The following is a 20,694-nucleotide window of genomic DNA, read 5'->3' on the forward strand; positions in this document are numbered from 1 at the left end:
AGGCGTGTTTGCCTCCTCTGATTCGTTGAAGGAGCAGAGGTATCGGGAGACGCTTAATCCGAAGGTCGTACCCATCAGTGAGGTGGTGTAGAAAAGGTGTAGAGAAAAATTCTTCTAACTTTTTTAGCAGCATATTGGCCATATTTCTCTGTTCATAGGTCAAATAGGTACGGTCTGCCGTAATTGTGGTTCACTTACTACGTCTACCAGACGACCCCGTATGATCTGAAGCAGCTGTAATCTTCCTTGCGCCGCATCTCCGCGCCAGGAGCCGCTCTGCGGGCGGCTGCACTCTAGCCTCTCCAGAAGGCCATCCCGCGCTTGCGCGCTCCCCCTTCACGCATCGGCACCCCAAGGGCGCTCGGGCACAGGCGCGGGCAGGCGGCGGAAGCAAATCAGAATCCGTCCCTTCCAGGGACACCGGGTTCCCCCGGGGCGGATGTGCCGCCACGGTCTGTACCAAATATGTGCCACCGGCGCCTGTTCTTACGCTGCGGCCCTGGGAATGACCCCTCTGATGAAATTTCTGCCGGCTGCTTGGCAAGAAGTCGGGGGGAAACGTTCGTGCAGCCTTTTCGACAAGCTGAGGGCGGGGCCCGCACAGATGTGCGGGCCCCGCCCTTTTACCGGTCTGCTTATGTGCGCATGGAGTCCATGATGGCATCGGCCAGAGTGTCCAGCTCCACCGCCTTGTCGGCGTGGAGCGAAGAGGCCATGGACAGACGCTCGTTGAGCACGGTCATGTTCTTCATTTCCTCATCAATGAACTTCTGCATCAGGTCCCCGGACTTGCAGGCCCAGGAGCCGTTCTCGACGAGAGCGAAGGTGCGGTTTTGCAGGTTGAGCGCCTTCATGTCCGCGAGGAAGTTGTGCATGACCGGATAGATCCCCAGGTTATAGGTCACGCTGGCCAGCACGATATGGCTGTACTTGAACGCCTCGGAGATCAGATAGGAGACGTGGGTATTGGATACGTCGTAAACGGCCACCTTGGTGCAGCCCTTCTCGCACAGGCGGGCGGCCAGGGCCTGGGCGGCGGCCTCGGTATTTCCATACATGGAGGCATAGGCGATCATGACGCCCTGCTCCTCCGGCGCGTAGCGGCTCCATTTGTCGTATTTGTCGATCAGATAGCCCAGGTCGGAGCGCCATACGGGCCCATGGAGGGGACAGACGAACTTGATCTGGTCCAGAATGCCCGCGGCCTTGCCCAGCAGCTTCTGGACATGGGGGCCGTATTTGCCCACGATGTTGGTGAAATAACGCCGCGCCTCGTCCAGCCAGTCCCGGTCGAACGCCACCTCGTCATTAAAAAGCTTGCCGTCCAGAGCAATAAAGGAGCCGAAGGCGTCGGCGGAGAAAAGCGCTCCATTCGCGCGGTCAAAGGTGAGCATCGCTTCCGGCCAGTGAACCATGGGGGCGGCAATGAAGGTGACGGTATGCCCGCCGAAGGTGCAGGTATCCCCCTCCTTGACCTCCACCAGCTCATGACCGTCCACGTGGAAGCCGAACTGGCGCATAAGCATGAAGGCCTTTTCGGTGGCGATGAGCTTCAGATTGGGATAGCGCCGCAGCAGCTCCTCGATGGAGGCCCCGTGATCCGGCTCCATATGGTTGATGACCAGGCAGTCCAGCGCCCGCTCGCCCAGCAGGTGCTCCAGATTCTCCAGCAGCTGGCGGCAGGCCGACCAATCCACCGTGTCGAAGAGCACGCTCTGCTCATCCAGCAGGAGGTAGGCGTTGTAGGAGACGCCCCTGGGGATGGGATGGATATTTTCGAACAGAGTCGTCCTGTGGTCGTTGGCGCCCACCCAATACAGATCTTTCGTCACTTCGCGTACGCAGTACATGTTCGTTCCTCCTTCTGCGTTCATGCCCGGATGAACTGATGCTTGCCCTCCGCGCATTCCGGGCAGACCCAGTCCTCAGGCAGCTTTTCAAACAGGGTGCCGGGGGCGATCTCAGCGTCCTCGTCGCCCAATTCAGGAATGTATTCATAACCACAGCCGCCGCAGATATACCGGGGCCCAATGGGCTCGGCCCTGGGAGGCTGGGGCCGCTTCATCTTGACCATGGGGGGCGCGCTCTGTTTCTTGCCGGTGCCAAGGGCCTCGGCCAGAAGGGGCAGGACCTCGTTCACGTCGCCCACGATGCCGTAGTCGCAGTTTTTGAAGATGGGGGCGTTTCCGTTCTTGTTGATGGCCACGATGGTAGAGGCGTCCTTGATGCCCTTGAGATGCTGCGTGGCGCCCGAGATGCCGCAGGCGATGTACAGGTTGCCGGTAAACTTCTGTCCGGACATGCCCACATAGCGGTCCAACGAGACGTATTTCAGCGTCTCCGCCACAGGGCGGGAGGAGCCGATGGCCGCGCCGGCAGCGTGGGCCAGCGCCTCAATGAGCTTCATGTTCTTCTGCGGCCCGATGCCCTTACCGGCGGAGACCACCCGCTCGGCCTGGGGGATGGGGGTATCGGCGGGGATGCCCACCGTAAAGTCGTAGCCGTCCTTCTTCAGCGCCTGGACCAGCGCGTCCACGCTCTCCTGCGCGTCTCCCTTGAAGAGGATCTTCTTGCGCACGCCGGTGACGGGCGCGGGCTTCTTGGGCCGGCTGGAGGAGCCGCCCTCGCTCATGGGTGCCTTGCCCAGGATATGGGAGGCGATGACCACCCGCTGGATCTCGTTGGTCCCCTCATAGATCGTGGTGATCTTGGCGTCGCGGTACATGCGCTCCACATCCATGCCCTTGAGGTAGCCGGTGCCGCCATAGATCTGCAGGGCGTCGTTGGTCACCTCCAGCGCAATATCGGAGGCGTACTGCTTGGCCATGGCGGACTCCATGCCGTAGGGCTCGTGGCGTTCCTTCAGGTCGGCGGCGGAATAGACCAGCAGCCGGGCGCAGCGGAGCTTGGTGGCCATGTCGGCCAGCTTAAAGGAGATCGCCTGCTGGAAGCCAATGGGTTTTCCGAACTGTACCCGCTCCTTGGCGTATTCCACTGCGGACTCGTAAGCCCCCTGGGCGATGCCCAGCGCCTGGGCCGCAATGCCGATCCGCCCGCCGTCCAGGGTGGCCATGGCGATCTTGAAACCGTCGCCCTCCCGGCCCAGCAGGTTTTCCTTGGGCACCTTTACATCGTTGAAGATCAGCTCCGCCGTAGTGGAGGACCGGATTCCCATTTTATCATAATGATCGCCGAATTCAAAGCCCTTCCAGCCTTTTTCCACAATAAAAGCTGAAATGCCCCGGGTACCGATATCGGGCGTGGTGACGGCGAAAACCACGTAGGTGTCCGCCTTGGGGGCGTTGGTGATGAAAATCTTGCCCCCGTTGAGGACGTAGTGGTCCCCCCGGTCCACGGCGGTGGTCTCGGTGCCGCCGGCATCCGAACCCGCGTTTGGCTCGGTCAGGCCGAAGGCGCCGATCTTCTCGCCCCTGGCCAGGGGAACCAGGTACTTGCGCTTCTGCTCCTGCGTCCCGTAGGCGAAGATAGGCCAGGAGCCCAGGGACACGTGGGCGGACAGGATGACGCCCGCGCCTGCGTCCACCCGGGCCAGTTCTTCCACAGCGATGGCGTAGCTGAGCACGTCCAGTCCCGCGCCCCCGTATTCCGCCGGGTAGGGAATGCCCATCAGGCCCATCTCCCCCAGCTTCTTGACCGCCTCGTCCGGGAACTGGTTGCCCTGGTCCAGGGTAAATGCGACGGGCTTGATCTCGCGCTCCGCAAACGCGCGGAGCTTGGCGCGCAGCGCCTCGTGGTCCTGTGTGGTCTGGAACAACATTTGGGTAACCTCCTTCTGCAATGCATACGGCATGCCTATATTAGATAAATTTTATCCAAATTCAACGTAAACGGCACGGCGTCCCGCCCTCATGCCAAAAGCTCCTCCAGGCTGTGCGCATGCAGCTGCGCATCCAAGCGGCGCTGGATTTCCCCCAGCCTCGCGTGGACCGAGCAGCCGCCGTGCGCGGCCCGCCAGGGGCAGGCATATTCCGCCTCCATGCAGGAGCTGATGTTGCTGTCTTCCTCCATGGCGCGCAGCAGGTCGTACAACGTGGTCTGCGTCAAGTCCGCCGTCAGCCGGCAGCCGCCCTCAGCCCCCCGGGATACCTGCACCATACCGGCTGCCGAGAGCTTCTTGACGATTTTGTAGGCAAAGGGCTGGGGCACCATCTCCCGCCGGGCCAGCTCGCCCACGCTATACTGCTCCCCGTCCCGCAGCGTGCGCAGCAGGCGCAGTGCATAGTCGCTTTCCCGCGTGATGAGCATGACCCCCGCCTCCTTCTGTTCTGACGTTACCTTATCATATTGGATAAATTTTGTCAAGTATTATTCCTCCAATTGGTATGCAAAAACAAAACGGTTGAAATACCCGCGCAATTCCGATACTATGGACGTGTGACCGATCCAATTTGGAACAGGAGGCGCTCCCCATGAACATCACTTATGAAGACGTACGTCAGAATCCGGAGGTACGCACCTACATCACGCAGGCGGACCGTTCCCTGCTGGCCCGGGGCTTCACGGAGCACAGCTTTGCCCATGTGACCCGCTGCGCCGAGACCGCCGCCGCTATTCTGGCACAGCTGGGGTACGGTTCTCAGGATACCGAGCTGGCCCGCATCGCCGGGTTTATGCACGACATCGGCAATGTGGTCAACCGCCACGACCATGCCCTTACCGGCGGAGTGATGGCCTTCCGCATCCTGGACAAAATGGGAATGGAGCCGGAGCAAACCGCCGCCGTGATCACCGCCATCGGCAACCACGACGACGCTACCGCCTTCCCGGTCAACCCCATCGCCGCCGCCCTCATCCTGGCCGACAAGACCGACGTGCGCCGCAGCCGGGTACGCAATAAAGAACACCAGAGCTTCGATATCCACGACCGGGTCAATTATGCCGCCGAGCGCTCGGATCTGGAGCTGGATGCGCAGCGGCGCACCATCACCCTGTCCCTGACCATCAACACGGAATTCTGCGCCGTCATGGATTATTTTGAGATCTTTCTGGAGCGGATGCTCCTGTGCCGCCGGGCGGCGGAGTTTCTGGAGCTGACCTTCAAGCTGGACATCAACGGACTCAATCTGCTCTGATCCGCCCGGCCTTGCAGCACGGGTCAAACCAGAATCGGGCGCGGCCGGCCGGCCGCGCCCGATTGCCGATCTTGTTTTTTCCGACCCCACACGCAGCGGAGGGTTTCCGCGCAAGTTCCCCCAGACACAGCACAACCCCCCGGCCATCCAGCGTGACCGGGGGGCTACACCTGAGCCTGGGGTTCAATCACTACGCGTTACCTCTTCTTTCTCTGGATTTTGCTGCGCCGGAATCAAAAGGATGGAGAAATTCCCGTGTTCCCTGTTTCCTGTAACACTTCGGCACGCTAGGATCCTGTCTTCGGCAAATTCTCGCGTCTGAGGCTTTCCTTTGGTGCGGCTCACTCCATTGAGCAGGGGTTCGGAACAGATACCAACCGGAATTTCATTTTCCTGCGATTCGCTGCGCGGGGATGAAAAGAACCGAATGACTTTTATGAGCTTTGCTAGCCCACGGGACTCACTCCTTCCTTTCTGGCTATATTGTACTACCGAGCTCCATTTTTGTCAATACCTTTTTGTAGGAAAAATCAATTTGAGCGGACAGGCGCGGGAATTTCCCGCGCCCGTCCGCCTTTCTTCATCCCCGGAAAAAGAGCTGAAGGATCACGCCGTAGAGGACCGAAGCACTGATCCCGAAGACCAGCACGGGTCCGGCGATCACGAACATCTTGGCCCCTACGCCCATGACCAGCCCCTCACTCTTGAACTCCAGGGCCGGGGCGACCATCGCGTTTGCAAATCCGGTGATGGGCACCAGAGTACCCGCTCCGGCATGTTTGGCCAGTTTGTCGAACAGGCCGAGGCCGGTGAACAGCGCCGCCAGAAAGATGAGGGTCACCGACACTGCGGTACCGGCGGCGGTCTCGCTCATCCCGCAGGCCTGGAACAGATTCAGCAGGCCCTGCCCGCCGGTGCAGATCAGCCCGCCGGTCACAAAGGCCCAGAGCAGATTCTTCCACAGGGGTGAGGGCTTGGATTTGGAATTGACGTATTGGCCGTATTCTTTGTTGGTCATATCCATGGATGGGCAACCTCCTTTGATCCAATCACAGCTTTTCCCTTGACAGGTTTCTTTATGCGTGCTACAATTCCTCTAGTAATTTACTAAATTACTAATTTACTGACAGGAGTCTTGACCATGGATATTCCAACCAACCTGAAGCACAAGCCGGTGGTCGTGGCGGAGGATTACGAGCGCATTGACGGCCGCTCCGCTTACGATTCCGACGCAAAGGGCCTCTCCCTGGGACTGGCCCAGTGGAACGACCGGGGCCGCGTGGACATTTCCGCCAAAGTCTGGCGGTATACCGGGGAAAAATGGTCCCGTCAATCGGAGGAACTGCCCCTGCACCGGGTGCTGGACCTGGCGATCCTTGCCTGCCGCGCCCAACTTTATTTTCAGGAGGAGGCCTACCGCTTTCCCAAGGGCTATGATCCGGAGCATCCTCAGATCGACCGGGTGGGTCTTCAGGGGGACGCCATGACTGTGGAGGTCTGCCGGCGCAACGGCCACATCGACGAGGATGTGCAGCTCTTCCAGCAGGCCCTGGCACGGGATGGGGAGCTGCTGGGCGAGCGGATGGCGGTGCTTGCCCGCATTCTGGGGGAGCTGGGTTACCATGGCTAAGACGCCGCGCCGAAAGGGGCTTTTCCTACCGGGAGCGGGAGGTGACGGGCGGCGTGTGCGCCGTCCGGAACACGGCCACCGGCCGTCTCCTGTTGCTGTCCGCCGCCGACCCCGCGGCCAGGCGCAAGCGTTTTGCCTTTGCAGCATCCACCGGCACTCCGCTTCTTCCCGCCCTGGCCGACGACTGGAGCCGATACGGGCGGGATTGCTTCGTCTTCGAGGTGCTGGAGACCCTAATGCGTGAGCCGGAGCAGGCCGAGGCCCAGTTCCGTGCGGAACTGGACGTTACCCGCCTGAGCGCCCGGGGCGCGTCCTTTTACTGAGGGGCACCGATCGCCCCGCACACGGCAGAAAGGCTGTGGGGATTGCCCGGACGGCAATCCCCACAGCCTTTCTGCGTCTCTTCTGTCTCGTTTCCGCCGGAAAGCCAGCCGCTCCCCTTCCCAGCGGCGCTTACCGCATGCTGTAAAGCAGCTTGGCCACCTCGCCGCGGGTCAGCGGGTCATTGGGACGGATCCGGTTGTTGTAGCCGCTGACCACGCCCTGGCCGGCAAGGCTCTTGACATAATCCGCGGCCCAGGAGGGCACCAACGCGGCATCGTCAAAGGTCAGCTCCGCCTGGGCATAGCCCTTGGCCTGGGTGCGTCCCAGGATGGTCATCGCCTCGGCCCGGCTGATGGTGGAAAGGGCGTTGACCTTCAAAACCCCGTTCTCCAGCGCCCCGTTTACGATGCCCAGGGCATACATGGCCTTGACCTCGTTCAGGGCCCATTCCGGCAGCTCCGCGCTGTCGGCAAAGGGGAGCTCCACGCCGGCATACTGGCTCAGATCCAGTCCCAGCCACCGGGCCGTCAGGGCAAAGAACTCGGCCCGGGTAATGTTCTTGTCCGGCTGATAAAGCAGGCTGCCGTCGGCGGCGGACACCCCGTTGGTGACGCCGGCGTCGTACAGGAAGGCGGCATAGGCGTCCGCCCAATGGCCGCCCATGTCCGTGAAGACCTGGGTCCGCTCCCCGGCGGGCAGCACGTCGGCGCTGGCGCGGGAGAGGTTGCCGCTGGCGTCCGCGGCGGAGACGGACACACGGTGATAGCCTGCATCGGCGGCGGGCAGGGCGGCGCTCAGGGTCCCCGTGCTTTCGTTCCAGGTAAAGCCCAGGCGCTCGCCGTCATAGGTCAGGGAAAGGTTTTTCTGTGGAATGCTCCGGTCCACATCGTCGGTCACCCTGGCGCTGACGGCGGTTCCGCTGACGGTAAGGGTGAGCGCGGGCGGCGTGGTATCGTGCATCTCCTCGTTGGAGACGGTAAACTGGTCCAGCCAGAGCGTGCCCGTCTGCTTGCCCTCCCCGCCGCCGTAGATCACATCGAGGGCGGACACGGCCACGGCGCCCTCGGGCAGGGCGGCGGAGACATGCTTCCAGCCGGTGAAGTCCAGCGCGGTCAGCAGGAGCTGCCGGGACTGGAGGGACTGATCGGTAATGGTGGCCAGCAGGGTATTGCCCGAGCCGTCTCCATACACCCATACGCCCAGATAGCGCTCCCCGGCCGGGATGCTCAGCACGCCGGTCAGGCTGGCGGCGCCGCCCGCGGCGTCATAGTCCAGGCGCAGGCTCTTGCGTCCGTAACGCACGTAGTTCAGATCGCTCTCCGATGCAAAGGACGCGGTTTCGGTGGCGGCAAAGGCATACAGATCGCCCTCGCAGTCCTCCAGGGTATTCACATGTCCCGCCACGCTGATGGGGACGGTCACGGTCCTCCCGCCGGCGGAGACCGTCAGGTCGCCGCTGGCCGTCACCTGCCCCGCGGTGAAGACGCCGTTTGCATCCACGCTGCCCACCGCGGGATCCGCCGTCCAGGTATAATTAGCATCCTGGCTGACCAGGGCCATTTTCTTATAGACGGCGGAGGCCTTCAGGTCGACCTGTTCGCCCGGGTCCAGGTTCAGCGCCTCCACCTTGTCCCCGGTATCCTCCCGGGTAAGGGAAATGGCGTCCGGCGTGGCCACGGCGGTGATGTAGGCGCTGCCCGAAGCCCGGCCGTCGGAGGCGGTGACCTGAACAAAGCCGCTCTCGCTCCCGGCGGTGAAAACACCGCTGTCATCCACCGCTCCGCCGCCGCTGGTCACGCTCCAGCCCACGCTCGCGCCGGTCATGGCGTAGAAGTGGCTGTCCACCCCCGTGGCCGTCAGATTCAGCGTTGCGCCGGAGAGCACCATGCTGTCGGCGGGGGTCACATAGTAGGAGGCCAGCTCCCCCGTCGGCGCCAGCTCAGTGGTCAGGAAGATGGCGTTGGAATTGGCCCGCTGAGTCCCGTCGGAGGGGCTGGTGATCACCTGCATGCCGCTCTGGTCGGGATACGTAACGCCCAGCGTGGTGGAGCCGCCGCCGTCCAGGCAGACCGCCTCCACGCAGCCCAGCTCCACCAGACGCTTGGCGCACTGGGTCAGGGTGGCCCCCACACTGTAGCCGGACTGCTTGCCGTCCACGGTGTAAAAGACCAGGCTGCCATCGGCCCTGATGCCCACGGCGGAGCGCGCGGTCTGCTCGGCGTTGAGCCCGCTCTCCACCACGCCGCCCGTGACCAGCTTGTACATGCCGCCTACCGCCTGGGTCACGCTGTCCCAGCGGCTGTCCGGGCTGGTGGCGGAAAGCGTCACCGTGTCTCCCGCCTGAAGGGCGCGCAGGGCGGCCAAAAGCTCCGCCTTATCCTTGCCGTTGAGCGTGAGCACCAGCTTTCCTTCCGGGATCGCCGTCGCGCCGGTGGACTCCAGCACCTGTTCCACCGTGCACGTCAGCTGGCTGCCGATCTTCAGCTGAGGGACCTGTCCGGTGACGGGGTCGGCCGCCGGGGACAGGATCACATCCACCCCCGCCTCGGTGTTCTGGGTGGTGGAGGCAAAATCGCTGGTCAGCAGGGTCAGCCCGCCGCTGCCGTCGGAGGCGGAGGGCTTGCGCACCTTGTTCACGCCGCCGCTGACGGAGTAGACCTGCCCGCCCAGCACGGCGGCCACGCTCACGTTGGGGGTGCCGATAAAGGCGGTGCCGTCGGCGCGGAAGCCGATGGCCCAGGAGACGTTGTAGGGCTGGGTGGAACGCAGCACGCCGTCGGTGACCAAAAGCCCGACGGGCGCGCCGGTGGCCAGCACATAAAAGTCCCCGTTGATGCCGGAGACCACCCGCTTGCCCTGGCTCTCCAGGCCCTGCGCCATGCTGGTCAGGGTGGCGCGGGTGAGCACCTTGCTGCCGTAGGCCACCGTGGGCGTGACGTTCTCATTCGGGGCATAGGTAATGTAGTGCTCCGTGCGCAGGTCGGAGTAAGTATCGCTCCAGAAGATGTTTTTTCCCAGCTCCGTCCCCTGGGACAGGGGCACGCGCCCTGTGTGGATCTCCCAGCCCAGGGCATCGGAGGCCGAGGCGCCCGCCGCGCCCGCCGTCATCAGAAGGGCCAGGCCGAAGGCCGCGCCCCGTTGCATCCATCGCTTCATCCAGTTCCTCCTGTGTGTTTCCATGGTCTCCCCGGGAAGGCGGGGCGGCACGCCTGCCGGCGCCCGCCTCGGCCCGAACCGCCCGATCGCCCCTTGTCCGCCGGGGGTACGGCGCTTACGAGATAACAGACGTTATGTTAACACAAAAGTTCCCGCCTGTAAACAGGCGGGAACCTCGTATTCGGTCAAACGGCCGGATGTCCGTGCAGGAATGCGAGAAACGCTTGCATAACACAACGTCCCCGGCAGCGTTTCAGCGCCGTCTCCGCGCCAAGGCCCCTCCGGAGGGCTTTCCCGCGCCGCGCGCTCCCCTTGACGCGCATGCGCCCGCCGCCGGACGGAAGGGCGCGGGCGGGCGCATGCGGCGGCGCAGTACGCGCGGCGGGCTGCAGCCTCTCGGAAAGCCGCTTGCATTTTCAAGCAGTATTTCCCGCAATTCTTACCTTTTTCTTACGGCTGGGGCGCGCTCTGCTCCGGCCTTCCCCGGCGCAGGCGGGGCAGGGTATTGTTCAAAGTCGCCTCTTCCTGGGCGGTCATCAGTTCGCCGATCAGTTGGTTGGAGACCAAAAACCCCTTCGGGGTCAAATTCCAGCGGCGGTCATGGCGTTCGGCCCAGCCCTGCCGCTCGTATTCTTCCAGAAGCTGTTCGATGGGATCGAAGTTCATGAAATACTCCCTGCGGTACTCCCACTCCTCGATGCCCCGTGTGGTGCGCAGGCGGAGCATCAGATACTCGCCCCCCCGCTCCCGCTGCGGGATGAGCTCAGACTCGTCGATGACCGCGCCTCCCTCCAGCACGCCGGTGATATACCGGTCCAGGTCCCGCACGAACGAGTAGCGCCGCCCGCCGAAGTCGGAGTGGGCGCCGGGCCCGAATCCGATATAGGGCCGCCCCATCCAGTATTTCAGGTTGTGCCGGGACTGGAAGCCGGAGCGGGCGAAGTTGGAGACCTCGTATTGCCGGTAGCCCTCCCTTGCCAGCCGGTCCACCATCCACAGATACAAATCGGCCTGGACGTCGTCGTCGGGCAGCCGCTCTCCCCGGATCACCCGGTCATCCAGCGGCGTGCCCGGCTCCACCTTCAGCCCGTAGCAGGACAGATGCTCCGGGCGCAGGGAAAGCGCCTGCTCCACCGTATCCTGCCACCCCTCCATGTCCTGGCCGGGCAGCCCGTAGATCAGGTCCAGGCTGATGTTCTTGAATTTCGCCGTCCGGGCCGCCGCCACCGCCTCCTGGGCCTGGCGGAAGGTGTGCGCCCGGCGGAGGTTCTGCAATTCGCAGTCGTGGGCGGACTGCACCCCCAGGGAGATGCGGTTGGCCCCGGCCCTGCGCAGGGCGATCAGATCCCGGCGGTTTATGCTGTCCGGGTTGCACTCTACGGTGATCTCCGCGTCCTTGGCCAGATCGAAGCGCTTGCCGATCAGCCGCAGCAGCTCTTTCAGGCGGCGGCTGCCATAAAAGCTGGGCGTACCGCCGCCGAAATAGACGGTATCCACCTGCCAGCCGCGGGTCAGGGGCGCAGTTTCCTTCATGTGGGTCATCAGGGCCTTCTGGTAGTCGTCCATGCGCTCCTCACGTCCCGCCAGGGAGTAAAAATCGCAGTAGTCGCATTTGCTGCGGCAGAAGGGGATGTGGATATAGAGGCCCAGCTTTTCCGGCATGGGGCTCACCTCGCTTTGCTGTACCTTCGTGTTCGTAAGGATTATAGCACAGCCCGGCGCATTTGAAAAGCAGGCCGGGCAATGTTATACTGTATCCCATGGATTCCCTGGAAAGGAGGCGGTACCATGGCGGAACACGCGCCCCGCCGTCTGGCGCTGACCGTAGCGCCGGAACAGGCCGGCAAAACAGTGGATACCCTGCTGCGCCGCGGCTTGGGGCTCTCCGGTACGCTCATCCGGCACGTCAAATGGCTGGAGGACGGTATCCTGCTGGACGGCGTGCGGGTCCATACGGACCGGCGGGCGGCGGCGGGGCAGCTGCTCTCGGTCCGTGTATCCGACGATGTGCGCCGCAGCGGCATCGTGTCTGCCCCCGGGGCGCTGGACATCGTGTACGAGGATGCGGACCTTCTGGTGCTCAACAAGGCCCCCGGCGTCCCCTGCCATCCGGGCCCGGGGCATTTTGACGATACGCTGGGTAATTTTCTCCTGTATTATTACGATCAGTCGGGTGAGTGCGCCGACTATCACCCCGTCCACCGGCTGGACCGGGGCACCAGCGGCCTGATGGTGGTCGCCAAGCACCCCCACGCGCAGGAGCGCCTCAAGCGCGCGCTGCACACGAGTGCCTTTCGCCGGGGCTATCTGGCGGTATGCCAGGGCGTCCCCGTCCCGGCGGAGGGCGTCGTGGACGCCCCCATCGGCCCGGTGCCCGGCTCGCTGATGGCACGGCGGATCGACCCCGCCGGGCAGAGCGCCCGTACCCGCTACCAGGTCCTGTGCGCTGCCCATGGCCGCGCCCTGGTGCGCCTGGAGCTGGACACCGGGCGCACCCACCAGATCCGGGTCCACATGGCTTCCCTGGGCTGTCCTCTGACCGGAGACTTTCTCTACGGCACGGAGGAGCGCGCCCTCATTTCCCGTCCGGCGCTCCACTCCGCCCGCCTCTCCCTGCGCCATCCCATCACGGGGGCGGCCCTTTCCTGGCAGCTCCCCCTGCCGGAGGATATGAAGCGGCTGCTGGAGTGAGCCGGGCGCGTTCAGCGCAGGACCCCGGCCCGTTCCAGCCCGCAGATGGTCTTCCATTTCCCGCTGCGCCAGCGCAGGGCGCACAGGACGCCCCGCAGGATCAGGTCTGCGGCCATCGCGGTCCATACGCCGGCCAGGCCCATGCCCGCCCGGTACACCAGGATGGGCGCCAGCACGATGCGCACGCCCCACATGCAGAGCAGCCCCACCACCATGGGGAAGCGCACGTCGTGCGCGCCCCGCAGGGCGCCCGACAGGATGATGGACAGGGCGAAGAAGGGCTCGGACACCGACACGATGCGCAGCATCAGGGCAGCCTGGGCCACCACCTCGGCGTCGGAGTTGAACAGGGCGGCCAGATAAGGGGCCAGCAGAAACAGGGCCACCGCCGTGCCCAGCGTGAGGAAGAAGCCCAGCAGGGCGGCCAGCCTGCCGTAGGCCTGGGCGTCTTCCTCGCTGCCCGCACCCACCGCCTGTCCCACTAGGGCGATGCCCGCGAAGGAGATGCCGTAGGCGGGCAGATAGCACAGTCCCTCCGCGGTGGTGGCGATATGGTTGGCCGCCAGGGCCACGGTGCTCAGAGAGGCCACCACGGCGGTCATGGCGATCTGGCCCAGATTGATGGTGCAGCGTTCGGCGGCGGTGGGCACCCCAAGGTGGACGGCCTGCCGGATGATGGCCCGGTCGGGCCGGAAGCTGTCGTGCAGCGAGATCCGGAAGCGCTCCCCCTGCCGGAACCCGGCGATGAGCAGCGCGCCCCCCGCGAAGGCCAGGGCGGAGGCGGAGGCGATGGCCGCGCCGGTGACCCCCAGCCCCGCGCCGGGGAGGGTCACCGGCGCCCCGAAGAGGACGGCCGTCCGGGTGGGGTAGATGAGGAAAAAGTTGAGCACGATATTGATGAGATTGGCCGCCGTGTTGAAGTACAGCGGGGCCTTTGTATTGCCCATGCACCGCAGGATGGCGGAGAAGATGTAGCCGGCGGCGATAAAGGGCATGGCCATGGTGTAGCACCGCAGGTAGGAGACCGCCTGGGGCAGCACCTCCGGCTTGGCGCCCAGCCACCGGGGGATCAGGGGGGCCAGCGCCTGGAAGAGCAAAAGGCCCAGAAAGCCCGTCACCAGGGTGGCCAGCACGCCCTGGCGGATGATCTGCCGGGCCCGCTCGTCGTCCCCCGCGCCGATGGCGTTGGACACCTGCACCGAGTACCCCACGCCCACGCCCACCAGCAATCCGCCGGACAGCCAGATGGGAGCGGCGTTCACTGATACGGCGGCGGTCCCCGCCGCGCCCATGACGCCTACCATAGCCGTATCCACGTAGCTGACCATGGTGGCCAATATCTGCTCGATAATGGCGGGCCAGGACAGCCGCCACATGACCTTCATGCGGCTGTCCCCCCGCCGTTTCTGCGTCTGCTCCATTGCAAACCTTCCTTTTCTGAATTGACACCCAGCCTCCGGCCGGGTGTTTTGCCCCGGCTCCGGCAGGGCTTACCCGGGCTTCTGCGTACCCTCCACCCCCGTCAGGTCAAAGGATGGGATGAATTCCGCTTCCGCCGCGCCCGGGTCCTGCGCAAAGCCCTCCAGGCCGAGCTGAGCCATGTACGCCTCGGCACGGCGCGCCTCGGACGGGCGCAGGCGGCGGTCGATCTCGGGAAATTCCGCCGCCCTGCCCCAGGGCACATACTGACCCATGAGGGAAAAGAGCACCGCGCCGGGCGGGAACTGCTCCGCGATCCAATCCATGACGGCTTTTGCCTCTTCCAGGCGGCCGGGCAGGATCAGATGCCGGATCAGCACCCCCCGCTTCAAAAGCCCGTCCTCCACCACGCAGGGCCCCGTCTGCCGGTACATCTCCAGGATGGCCGCCCGGGCGGTCTGCGGATAGTCCGGCGCCGCGGAGTAACGCCCGGCGGACGCCGGCGCGGCGTATTTGCAGTCCGGCAGATAGACCTGCACCTTTCCTTCCAGCATGCGCAGGGTCTCCAAGCGCTCGTACCCGCTGCTGTTCCACACCACCGGCACCGGCAGGGGCTCCTCCAGGGCCCGCGCCACGGCGTGGGCGAAGTGAGTGGGATTGACCAGATTAATGTTGTGGGCCCCCTGGGCGATCAGCTCCCCAAAGATCTCCCGCAGGCGCGCCACGGTGACGATCCTGCCGAAATCCCGGCGGCTGATCTGCTCGTTCTGGCAGAAGACGCACCCCAGCGGGCACCCGGAGAAAAACACCGTGCCGGAGCCGCGCGCCCCCGAAATAGGCGGCTCCTCCCAGCGGTGGAGGGCGGCGCGCGCCACCACCGGCAGGGCGGGCATCCGGCATGCCCCCGCCCCCGCCGTCTCCGTGCGCAGGGCATGGCACCGGCGTGGGCACAGGCTGCAGCGCATCGGCGCGTCCGCTCCGCCGCTCACCGCCCGACCTCCCGGCGCTCCGTGCGCCCCATGAGTCCATCGGCCGGTACGCCGTGACCGCCGGCGATAGGCCGCAGGTGAGCAGCCCCCCGCTCTCCCGCTTCAACCCGCTGGTATTGACGCAGCGCGCTCTCCGGGGCCGCTGCCGCGGCGCTCTGCGTGATTCCCCGCCTTGGGCGCAATTCCAGCCGTTTTTGACAAAAATCCATTGTTTCTCCCTGCTGTCGACCCAAAAGTCCATCATGTTTGTTCCAACTGCCAAGTTCCAAGGGGGATGCCTCTGTGTCCCCGGTCTTTTCGTTTTGATACGACCGCCGGATCGGCTCGCCCAAGCCGGAGCGCCGGCCGGAAGCGCTGCGGGAACGTCCGGCGGAGGCCCAGGCCGCTGTGCCTTCCGCCAGGGACTGCGGCCGGGCGTGCCCCGGTCCGCCGGAGGCATGGCCGGCGGCTTCACGGGGGAGCAGCGCCCGCGCGCAGGGGCCCGGCGTCACATCAGCTTTTTCAGGGTGGAGATCCGTTTGGCTCCATAGGGCGGATAGCGCACGGGAAGATCCAGGCGTCCCTTTTTCAGAATGCTTTTCTCATGGGTAAAGGTGTCGAATCCCGCCTTGCCGTGGCACCGGCCCATGCCGGAATTGCCCACCCCTCCGAAAGGCATCCGGGGCGTGGCCAGATGGACCACCGTGTCGTTGACGCACCCGCCGCCGAAGCACAGCCGCCCCAGCACCTGCCGCTCCACGGCCCGGCTGCGGGTGAACAGGTACAGGGCCAGGGGCCGGGGCTTGCCCTGGAGACGGCCGACCAGCGCATCCAGGTCGGAATAGGTCAGCACCGGCAGGATGGGGCCGAAGATCTCCTCCCCCATCACCGCGTCCTCTTCGGTCACGTCCACCAGCACCGTGGGGGCGATGCGCAGGCGTTCCCGGTCGGTCTGGCCGCCGTGGGCGGTGCGTCCGCTCTCCAGCAGCCGGCACAGCCGGTCGAAGTGTTTTCGATTGACGATTCGCGGCAGATCCTCCCCCGCCAGGGGGTCGGGCCCGTAAAAGCGCCGGATCTGCCGCCCCATAGCCTCCACCAGCTTCTCCCGCATCCCCTCCGGGACCCACACATGATCCGGGGCCACGCAGGTCTGGCCGGCATTGACGCACTTGCCCCAGACGATGCGGGCCGCCGCCAGCTCCACGTCGGCGTCGGCGGCCACGATCACCGGGGATTTTCCGCCCAGCTCCAGGGTCACCGGCGTCAGGTGCTCCGCCGCCGCGGCCATGACGGTCCGGCCCACCGCAGGGCTGCCGGTGAAGAAGATGTAGTCGAAGCGCTGCTCCAGCAGCGCGGCGTTCTCCCCTCGGCCTCCCTCGATCACCGTGATATACTCCGGGGGATAGAGCCGCCCCAGCAGTCCGGCCAGCGCGCGGGAGCTGGCCGGCGCATAGGCCGAAGGCTTGACCACCGCGCAGCACCCGGCGGCGATGGCGGATACCAGGGGGGCCAGGGTGAGAAAGAACGGATAATTCCAGGGGGCCATGATCAGCGCCACGCCGTAGGGCTCCCGATACACCGTGCTCTTGGACGGGAAGTGGGCCAAGGGGGTGCTGCGCCGGGCGGGCCGGGCCCAGGCGCGCAGGTGCTTGCGGGCCATGCGCACCTCCCCCAGCGTGAGGGCCAGCTCGCACATATAGCCCTCGTAGGGGTCCTTGTTCAGGTCGGCCTTGAGGGCGGCGAGGAGCTCCTCCTCCCAGCGCGCCAGCCCCAGCTCCAGCCGGGTGAGCATCTCCAGCCGGAACGTCAGGGGACGGGTGGCCCCGCTCTCAAAATAGCGCCGCTGGGCGGCGACGGTCTGCTGCATAGGCTCCTCCTTTTCCGGGCGCGCGCCGCGGGCGCTTCTCCGCTGTTTCACTTCAGCCGCTCCTCCACCGCTTTGGCAAAGCTTCGAAAGGCGTTCGGCACGGCGTACTCCGCGCGCAGCGCCTCCCCGTCCGCCCAGACCCAGCCCGGAGGCAGCTCCGGTCCCGCGGCCTGCACCACCACCGAGCGCATGCGCCATTCGATGTGGGAGAAAATGTGCTTTCCCGCCGGGCCGTCGGCCAGCGCGGCGGCCTCCACGGGGCAGGGGGCGGGCGCAGGCTCGTTGGGGTACTCCCAGAGCTTTGCCAGCAGGCCCCGCGCCGGACGGCGGCGCAGCGCGACCCGGTTTTCAAAAAAGATCAGGAACACCGTGCGCTCCTCCACCCGCCGCGCCGCTTTTCCTCCCTTGACGGGCAGTTCCCCCGTCCGCTCCCCGATCCGGGCGGCGCAGAAGGCATGGGCCGGACAGCGCCGGCACAGCGGCGCGCCGTTGGGCAGGCAAACCGTAGCGCCCAGCTCCATCAGGGCCTGATTGAAATCGCCCGGCATGCTTTGGGGCAGGATAGACAGCAACGCCGCGCGCATGCGGCTTTTGGTCTCCGGCCGGGCGATGTCCCCGCGGTCGCCGGTGATCCGGGCCACGACCCGCAGCACGTTTCCGTCCACCGCCGGGACGGGGCGGCCGAAGGCGATGGAGGCGATGGCCCCCGCCGTGTACTCCCCGATGCCGGGGAGCGACAGAATGGCCTCATAAGTGTCCGGAAAGCGCCCGCCGAAGTCCTCCACGATGGTCCGCGCGGCTTTTTGCAGGTTGCGGGCCCGGTTGTAATACCCCAGCCCCTGCCACAGCTTCAGCAGCCGGTCCTCCTCCACCGCCGCCAGCGCCTGTACCGTGGGCAGCTCCTCCAGAAAGCGGCGGTAGTAGTCCAGCACCGCCGCCACCCGGGTCTGCTGGAGCATGATCTCGCTGATCCAGACGTGGTAGGGGGTGGGGTCGCTGCGCCAGGGCAGCGTCCGCGCGTTGTCCCGGTACCACTCCAGCAGGGGCAGGGGCAGTTGTTCCAAGGATTTCAAACCGAATCCCTCCGTGTGCTTCGATTGCATGCGCCATCATTATATATGGAAGCAAAACTTTTTTCAATCCATGCAATGAAAACGTCCCGCTGGAACGTCTAATCATCGGAACGTCTTGAAAGGGGGCGCCGCCCTTGCAGGAACAGGAGTATATCGAGCGCGTGGAGGCTCTGAAGGGGAAGCTCTACCGCACCGCCTATCTCTATCTGGGCAGCGAAGCCCACGCCCTGGACGCGGTGGACGAGACCGTGTACAAGGGCCTTTGCGCCCACAAAAAGCTGCGTCAGCCGGAGTATTTCGACACCTGGCTGACCCGTATCCTCATCAACGTCTGCAATACCGAGCTGCGCCGCCGCAGGCGCGAGATCGCGGTGCCCGAGCTGCCTGAGACGGCGGCGCAGGCATATGACGCGCTGCCCCTGCGTCAGGCCGTGGGCCGTCTGCCCCGGGAACTGCGTGCGGTGATCACCCTTCGTTATTTTCAGGGGCTGACCCTGGCGGAGACCGCCCGGGCCCTGGGCCTGCCGCCCGGCACCGTGTCCACCCGGCAGCGGAAAGCCCTGTCCCTGTTGAAGCTGGAATTGAGCGAGGAGGTTTGAACATGGACCGCATGGAAGAATACGCCGCCCTGCAAGCACAGCTGGAAGAGCATCCGTCCGCGCTGGCGTATACCGTGCAGCGGGCCAGGGCCCGCCGGGCGCGCCGCCGGCGCCTGCGCCGCTTTGGCGTGCCTCTGGGGAGCCTTGCCGGGGCCATGGCCCTGTTCGTATTGCTGGTAAACCTGTCCGCGCCCTTTGCGCTGGCCTGCTCCCACATCCCGGTCTTAAAGGAGCTGGCCGCCGCGGTATCCTTCTCCCCCACCCTCTCCACCGCCGTGGAGCACGACTACGCCCAGCGCATCGACCAGACCCAAAGCGCCAACGGCGTCACCATGACGCTGAACTACCTCATGGCGGACCCGGCCCAGCTGATCTTTTTCGTCACCGTCACCGGTCCGGAGGACGCCTCCCTCATGGAGCTTCGTCCGAAGCTGAAGGGCCCCGACGGGGAGGAACTGGAGGGCTTTTCTCTTATGAGCAGCAGCGTCGCCCCCGGCGAGCTGTCCAACGCCATCACCGCGGCCATCGGCACGGAGGACTTCGCCTTCCCCGAGACCCTGCGCCTGGACTGTGAAGTCCGCGCCTATCTTCCCGGCGTTACCGACCCCGAAAGCTGGACGCCGGACGCCCGCTTTACCTTCGAGTTCCCCCTGGACGCCCGCTTCCGGGAACAGGGGCGCGCCCTCGCCTTGGACCGCTGGGTGGAGCTGGACGGCAACCGCATCCGCCTGGTCTCTCTGGAGCTCTACCCCACCCACGCCCGGCTGAATCTGGAACAGGACCCGGACAACGCCGAGCAGCTCCAGACCCTGGACTTCTACCTGGAGGACGAGAACGGCGTGCGCTACGAGAAGGGCTCCGCCAGCGGGCTGGCCTCCATGGGGGACACCTATCTTTGCGAAAGCCCCTTCTTCCGCAACCCGAAGCATCTGACGCTTCACATCACCCAGGCCACCTGGCTGGCCCCGGAGCGGGAATACGTGGCGCTGGACCTAGAGCGCGGTACGGCGCTGGACGCGCTGCCCGAGGATATGCACCTCAGCGTCCACCGCATCGGCCGGCAGGTGGGCCTCGCCCTCATCGCCCCCGACCCGCCCGGCAATACGGAGACGTTCCACGCCTCCTATCCGCTCTTCGGCGGCCATTACCGTTCGCCCGACGGGGAGACGCACGACCTGAACCGCTTCAGCACCATTTCCTCCGGGGGCCTCTGGTGGGGGACGGAGGATGAAACGGACCTGCCGGAAGGCTATTTCGCCACGGAGCTGATCCTTGAGGATTACCCTTGGGACACCGTGGAGCTGGCGCTGTACTTCTCCCGCCGCACCGAGTTCCCCGTCCCCGTGGCGTTTGATCTGACCTAAACGCGGCGCCGCCGCCATCCGAAGACCAGGATGGCGGCGGCGCCGCGTTTACGCGTTGTGCTCGTGCAGGAGCTGCTCCAGGGCGTTGCGGATCATTTCGTCGCAGTGCTCCTTGCGCTGCATGCCCTTCTCCCGGCCCAGCGCCAGCAGCTTGGCGCAGTCCAGCGCCCCGTTCTCCGCCCGGAAGGCGTCCTTGAATTGCTTGGCCCGCTCCTCCCCGGCGCCGGTCATGCCCAGCACCATCAGCGCCCCGGTCACCGCGCCGCAGACCGAACCCATCTTCATACCGCCGCCGAACTGGCTGCCCAGCCGGTAGGCCGTCTCCTCGCTGATGCCGCACTCCCGGCAGAACGGGATCAGCACCGACTGGCAGCAGTTGTAGTGTACGCTGGTGTCGGCGCGCAGGGCCTCTAGCTTTTCCTGTTTGGTCATGACGGTTCCACTTCCTTCTCAAAAATCAAGTCGCCCTGCACGCTCTCTCCGCCGCAGGTCGGCATTCCGGTCGGATCA

Annotated in this window: 17 protein-coding genes; 6 read left to right on the forward strand and 11 right to left on the reverse strand. The window is 65.2% G+C overall.

Annotated features, from left to right (window positions below):
- Positions 1 to 635: 635 nt before the first annotated feature.
- The 3 genes from MR825_RS01005 to MR825_RS01015 all read right to left on the reverse strand — a co-directional run bounded on the left by MR825_RS01005 (position 636) and on the right by MR825_RS01015 (position 4,323).
- Positions 636 to 1,850 carry an FprA family A-type flavoprotein gene (locus MR825_RS01005; RefSeq protein ID WP_186908608.1) on the reverse strand — a complete coding sequence of 405 codons (1,215 nt, stop codon included), beginning with the start codon at positions 1,848 to 1,850 and terminating at the stop codon, positions 636 to 638.
- Positions 1,851 to 1,870: 20 nt separating this feature from the next.
- Positions 1,871 to 3,778 carry an acyl-CoA dehydrogenase family protein gene (locus MR825_RS01010; RefSeq protein WP_287878170.1) on the reverse strand — a complete coding sequence of 636 codons (1,908 nt, stop codon included), beginning with the start codon at positions 3,776 to 3,778 and terminating at the stop codon, positions 1,871 to 1,873.
- Between the two features lie 89 nt (positions 3,779 to 3,867).
- A complete protein-coding gene (locus MR825_RS01015) occupies positions 3,868 to 4,323 on the reverse strand; it encodes an RrF2 family transcriptional regulator (RefSeq protein ID WP_243204836.1) in 456 nt (151 codons plus the stop codon).
- Between the two features lie 107 nt (positions 4,324 to 4,430).
- Here MR825_RS01015 and MR825_RS01020 point away from each other — a divergent pair, with 107 nt between their 5' ends.
- Complete coding sequence (locus MR825_RS01020) at positions 4,431 to 5,093, forward strand: HD domain-containing protein (protein WP_256176349.1); 663 nt, start codon at positions 4,431 to 4,433, stop codon at positions 5,091 to 5,093.
- Between the two features lie 580 nt (positions 5,094 to 5,673).
- On the opposite strand, the gene spoVAC is transcribed toward MR825_RS01020, so the two are convergent.
- Positions 5,674 to 6,117, reverse strand: a complete 444-nt coding sequence (spoVAC, locus tag MR825_RS01025; RefSeq protein ID WP_186908611.1) for a stage V sporulation protein AC — start codon at positions 6,115 to 6,117, stop codon at positions 5,674 to 5,676.
- 117 nt (positions 6,118 to 6,234) lie between these two features.
- On the opposite strand from spoVAC, the gene MR825_RS01030 reads away from it, so the two are divergent.
- Both MR825_RS01030 and MR825_RS01035 read left to right on the forward strand, forming a co-directional pair.
- The gene (locus MR825_RS01030) at positions 6,235 to 6,723 is read left to right on the forward strand and encodes a DUF6530 family protein (RefSeq protein ID WP_186908612.1); all 489 of its coding nucleotides are present in this window, start codon (positions 6,235 to 6,237) and stop codon (positions 6,721 to 6,723) included.
- 53 nt (positions 6,724 to 6,776) lie between these two features.
- Positions 6,777 to 7,046: a GIY-YIG nuclease family protein gene (locus tag MR825_RS01035; RefSeq protein WP_287878180.1), complete on the forward strand. Its 270-nt coding sequence runs from the start codon at positions 6,777 to 6,779 to the stop codon at positions 7,044 to 7,046.
- Between the two features lie 130 nt (positions 7,047 to 7,176).
- Here MR825_RS01035 and MR825_RS01040 read toward each other — a convergent pair whose 3' ends face one another.
- Together MR825_RS01040 and hemW are read right to left on the reverse strand one after the other, a co-directional pair.
- Positions 7,177 to 10,203, reverse strand: a complete 3,027-nt coding sequence (locus MR825_RS01040; RefSeq protein ID WP_287878181.1) for a phosphodiester glycosidase family protein — start codon at positions 10,201 to 10,203, stop codon at positions 7,177 to 7,179.
- 450 nt (positions 10,204 to 10,653) lie between these two features.
- On the reverse strand, positions 10,654 to 11,865 hold the full coding sequence (gene hemW, locus MR825_RS01045) for a radical SAM family heme chaperone HemW (RefSeq protein ID WP_186908615.1): 1,212 nt from the start codon (positions 11,863 to 11,865) through the stop codon (positions 10,654 to 10,656).
- 126 nt (positions 11,866 to 11,991) lie between these two features.
- Here hemW and MR825_RS01050 point away from each other — a divergent pair, with 126 nt between their 5' ends.
- On the forward strand, positions 11,992 to 12,894 hold the full coding sequence (locus tag MR825_RS01050; protein WP_186908616.1) for an RluA family pseudouridine synthase: 903 nt from the start codon (positions 11,992 to 11,994) through the stop codon (positions 12,892 to 12,894).
- An 11-nt stretch (positions 12,895 to 12,905) separates the two neighbouring features.
- Here the strand turns inward: MR825_RS01050 and MR825_RS01055 are convergent, their stop codons facing one another.
- The 4 genes from MR825_RS01055 to mutY form a co-directional block, all read right to left on the reverse strand.
- Complete coding sequence (locus MR825_RS01055) at positions 12,906 to 14,315, reverse strand: MATE family efflux transporter (RefSeq protein WP_287878185.1); 1,410 nt, start codon at positions 14,313 to 14,315, stop codon at positions 12,906 to 12,908.
- Between the two features lie 69 nt (positions 14,316 to 14,384).
- The gene (locus MR825_RS01060; RefSeq protein WP_186908634.1) at positions 14,385 to 15,278 is read right to left on the reverse strand and encodes a 4Fe-4S cluster-binding domain-containing protein; all 894 of its coding nucleotides are present in this window, start codon (positions 15,276 to 15,278) and stop codon (positions 14,385 to 14,387) included.
- 511 nt (positions 15,279 to 15,789) lie between these two features.
- Complete coding sequence (locus MR825_RS01065) at positions 15,790 to 17,148, reverse strand: aldehyde dehydrogenase (RefSeq protein ID WP_287878187.1); 1,359 nt, start codon at positions 17,146 to 17,148, stop codon at positions 15,790 to 15,792.
- Between the two features lie 47 nt (positions 17,149 to 17,195).
- Positions 17,196 to 18,221 carry an A/G-specific adenine glycosylase gene (gene mutY / locus MR825_RS01070; RefSeq protein WP_186908620.1) on the reverse strand — a complete coding sequence of 342 codons (1,026 nt, stop codon included), beginning with the start codon at positions 18,219 to 18,221 and terminating at the stop codon, positions 17,196 to 17,198.
- Positions 18,222 to 18,355: 134 nt separating this feature from the next.
- On the opposite strand from mutY, the gene MR825_RS01075 reads away from it, so the two are divergent.
- Together MR825_RS01075 and MR825_RS01080 are read left to right on the forward strand one after the other, a co-directional pair.
- Positions 18,356 to 18,820: a sigma-70 family RNA polymerase sigma factor gene (locus tag MR825_RS01075; protein ID WP_186908621.1), complete on the forward strand. Its 465-nt coding sequence runs from the start codon at positions 18,356 to 18,358 to the stop codon at positions 18,818 to 18,820.
- 2 nt (positions 18,821 to 18,822) lie between these two features.
- Positions 18,823 to 20,184 carry a DUF4179 domain-containing protein gene (locus tag MR825_RS01080; RefSeq protein WP_287878191.1) on the forward strand — a complete coding sequence of 454 codons (1,362 nt, stop codon included), beginning with the start codon at positions 18,823 to 18,825 and terminating at the stop codon, positions 20,182 to 20,184.
- 48 nt (positions 20,185 to 20,232) lie between these two features.
- On the opposite strand, the gene MR825_RS01085 is transcribed toward MR825_RS01080, so the two are convergent.
- Positions 20,233 to 20,616, reverse strand: a complete 384-nt coding sequence (locus MR825_RS01085; protein ID WP_186908623.1) for a C-GCAxxG-C-C family protein — start codon at positions 20,614 to 20,616, stop codon at positions 20,233 to 20,235.
- Positions 20,617 to 20,694: the final 78 nt, after the last annotated feature.

Source organism: Lawsonibacter sp. (assembly GCF_022777125.1).
Taxonomy (GTDB): Bacteria; Bacillota; Clostridia; order Oscillospirales; family Oscillospiraceae; genus Lawsonibacter_A; species Lawsonibacter_A hominis.